The 2632-nt window shown below is 39.0% G+C and carries 4 protein-coding genes and 1 pseudogene; 1 reads left to right on the forward strand and 4 read right to left on the reverse strand.

Features of this window, described 5'->3' with window-relative positions:
• Both AC1DWN_RS31855 and AC1DWN_RS31860 read right to left on the reverse strand, forming a co-directional pair.
• The coding region (locus AC1DWN_RS31855; protein WP_477562859.1) for a WGR domain-containing protein at positions 1–187 on the reverse strand (187 nt) is incomplete at its 3' end.
• Positions 188–212: 25 nt separating this feature from the next.
• Positions 213–368, reverse strand: a pseudogene (locus AC1DWN_RS31860) (DNA alkylation repair protein); the annotation flags it as partial.
• 147 nt (positions 369–515) lie between these two features.
• Here AC1DWN_RS31860 and AC1DWN_RS31865 point away from each other — a divergent pair.
• On the forward strand, positions 516–824 hold the full coding sequence (locus AC1DWN_RS31865) for a DUF7677 family protein (protein WP_477562862.1): 309 nt from the start codon (positions 516–518) through the stop codon (positions 822–824).
• A 458-nt stretch (positions 825–1282) separates the two neighbouring features.
• Here the strand turns inward: AC1DWN_RS31865 and AC1DWN_RS31870 are convergent, their stop codons facing one another.
• On the reverse strand, positions 1283–2119 hold the full coding sequence (locus AC1DWN_RS31870) for a hypothetical protein (RefSeq protein ID WP_477562860.1): 837 nt from the start codon (positions 2117–2119) through the stop codon (positions 1283–1285).
• 99 nt (positions 2120–2218) lie between these two features.
• Positions 2219–2632 (reverse strand): hypothetical protein (locus AC1DWN_RS31875; RefSeq protein WP_477562861.1); only part of this gene is annotated, 414 nt, incomplete at its 5' end.

Consider the following 2632-nt stretch of genomic DNA (forward strand, 5'->3'; position numbering starts at 1 on the left):
TCTTTAACTTTTGCTTCATTAGTTTTTCAGCTTGTTTGGTACATTCTTCTTCAGAGTCAAATTCTTTGATCTCATATTTTCCGGCGGCGCCTGTCTTTCCATAATTCAAAACAAAGTCACAGCCACTATAATCTATCCACCAAAATTTACTGGATTTTTCGTCATGAAAGGTGAATGATTGTTTCACTCTAACTCCCCCTAAATAATACGTTTCAGATCCCAAGACAGCTTTGCCTAACCGTATATTGATCCACACGGTAAGAATCTGTTATTTTTTCAAGAGCTTTGTTGAATGTAAAGTAATCTAGTGAATTGCTTCTTAAGTATGTTCTAGTAAGCATGGGAAACTTCACATAACAGACGACAATTGTTAAAAGAAAATAAACCATTAGACTAAGAAAWTATAGTATTAGACTGGGAATGGGCATTAATCTATCTGGCAGGATAATGCAAATGATGAATAGAATAGTTAATATTAAAAGGTCAATTTTACAGATACCTTTTACTATTTGGAGGTGGCGACTATACAAAAGTTAAGTAATTCCTTTAGTGGAGCACTTAGAACATTTTCATATTGGATAGCAAACGGTACAGTGGGATTACCACTTCTTGAGGGTATTGATTATTCTTGTATTTTTGAAGAACCAAGTGCACTAGAACAAGCATATGCCATATTTGCAAATGTAATCGAGATGGATGAAGTAGGGATAGTTTGTAATGCCAAATATGCAGAAATGAGAGCAGCACAGTATATTAGAAGTTATGTTGACAATAGTTATAAGGTTGAACCAGAATTTGAAGACTGGGAAATTGATCTTTATTAGACAACATTAAGCTCTAACGAAGAACTATAGCTCAATAATAAGCGGCAGTCTAAAACTTTATTTTCTTCTTACAACAATTTCCTATATTACAGCCATTTCAACATAATATCCTTCATCTTTGATATCGTCCAATAGTTGTAGAATCTGAGTCATGTACTCTTCTTCCATATAAAAATCAAAGAGCATAACAACCCAAAGCACATCTCATATTCTTCAATTAATACTACCTTACGAATGTGTTTTGAAATTGATGTACCTGTATTAAGATTAGAAAATGCAGTAAAGTTTCTCAAACAAAAATAACCACATAGATGAAAGAAACCCGATTAACTTATTACGAGAATCGGGTCTCTTTCATGGCTTCATGATCAATATCGTATTATATAAATGCATGAAGAGTTACAAATTCCATTCGATAAAGAAAGTTCTGAATCAATCTATAGACCTACGGGAAAATGCTAAGACTTGTACATGTTCGTCAATCCGGGCCAGATCTGACACGAAGCACCACAGGAAGGGCAGCTCACTTGCCCGGCCAAATACGGGATGTGGCGCATGAGCCTGCTTTCTCCTATGTCGGAGCAAAGCTGCTGCAAAACGACCAATTCGTTGTCCCTGATCGCCTGGGACGGCGTAATGGAGATAGATTCCTGCTCAGCATGAAATACAGGATCGCTCCGAAAAGCCAGTAGCTTGTCGTCTTCAGGGGAAGGCCAAATATAGATATCTTCGCCGCAGGACAGACAAGAGGCCACATATTCGTCGCCTTCACTGAACGTGATTAGAACTTCAGCCGCTCCCCTCCAGCCTCGGTACGCTGCATCGGCCGCGATGACGTACCTTTTCTCTCCGTTGTCTTTGCCGACTTCAGCCGCAAAACGCATCATATCTGAGCTATAACCGGCCAGTTCTTCGATAGCGGTCATATAGCTGTTGTAGATATCCATACACACAACCATACCGGCTCGATCCATTAGTGGCTGTAGTTCAACCGGCAACTCATAACCGGCTCCGCTGCTTTCGCACCGATTGGCTTCGAACAGGCCACAAGTCACGAAAATATCCAGCTTGACCTCCAGACTCTGCGATCGACGGGCAATCTCGGCCAGGTAAGGGACTGCGGCCAKTGTGCTTGAATAAATSGTRTTTTGATGAAACAACTGCTCCCAATACAATTCAWCTKTTACAGCTTCCTCATACTGCTTCTGCAACTGYTTGATCAACTGCGGTACATTCTCRGCAGAGCCGWARGGACCATCCATTTTGCCCCATACAAGACTGTCCAAATCCAGCATGCTATCCACCTCATTTTATGTTTGTGTAGAAAATGTTGGTACTTACGTAAGTTCAATTTCGATAATTTGGTATGTAATGCTTATTTTGTCTGATGAACATTATCCTTTAATTGTATTTTCTACTATGCAAATGTTTTTAAATTTCATAGCTTCAAGTTTTTCTTTTGTTTGCTGTGTACACAACAACCAGTTGTGTTCATAGTCTTCTTTCGTTCTTATTGCTGTAAAGAAATCGGTATTAATAGGTTGAGGGTTACAAACATCAACATACATGTCAGAATAAATATAAACAATATCAACTTCTTTTTCTGGCAACCATTTTGCTCTCTTAATACGGGGTTTGCCGTTATTTAATGTATGTACTAACGGATTCTCTCTCCATTGTATCTCGTTCACTTTAAGTCCTGAAAAATTTTGAACCAGTTGCTCCGCAATGGAGCGGTGCGTGAACATTCCTTCTTGTAGAGATGCGTTCACACCATATGTTTCTATGAAATCTCCAACTTTTGAACC

This window comes from Paenibacillus sp. P4_A7 (assembly GCF_056402455.1).